The organism is Robertmurraya korlensis (genome assembly GCF_023715225.1).
Lineage (GTDB): Bacteria > Bacillota > Bacilli > Bacillales > Cytobacillaceae > Robertmurraya_A.
This window is the reverse complement of record NZ_JAMBNS010000110.1, coordinates 1-448: the sequence shown is the minus strand read 5'-3', so window position 1 is coordinate 448 and position 448 is coordinate 1. Positions and strand designations below refer to the sequence as shown.

General features: G+C 44.4%; 1 protein-coding gene. It reads right to left on the bottom strand.

All coding sequences use genetic code 11. The annotated features are described in order from the left end of the window. Nucleotides 1-448 (bottom strand): SAM-dependent methyltransferase (locus tag M3175_RS25560; RefSeq protein WP_251524604.1); only part of this gene is annotated, 448 nt, incomplete at both ends.

Genomic DNA, 448 nt, shown 5'->3' with positions numbered 1-448 from the left:
GCGCGTCTGAGATAGTTGTGGTGGTGACACGGCAGCCATATTGGGTGGCGGCATAAATAGCAAACCCACCCCAGCCCGTGCCGATTTCAATGACATGGTCGTCAGCTGTTAACTCAGCTAATTCACAAATTTTTGCCAACTTGTGGGTTTGTGCTGCCGCCAAGCTTGATGAGGGTGTCGGATAAATTGCCGATGAATACATCATGCGCTCATCCAAAAATAATGCATACATCGCATTGCCAATATCATAATGGGCTAAAATATTGGATTTGGCATTGTTTTTATCATTATGCCGATTGCGGTGTTGGCGGTGTTCCCAGCGTTTGGTCAAATTGGCAAATTTGGCTTCTATGGTATTGATGAGGGTCAAATTGCGGGCAATCAAGCGTAAAAATGCTGTTAAATCATCGGCTTTCCACAAACCATCAATATAATCATCAGCAAAAGC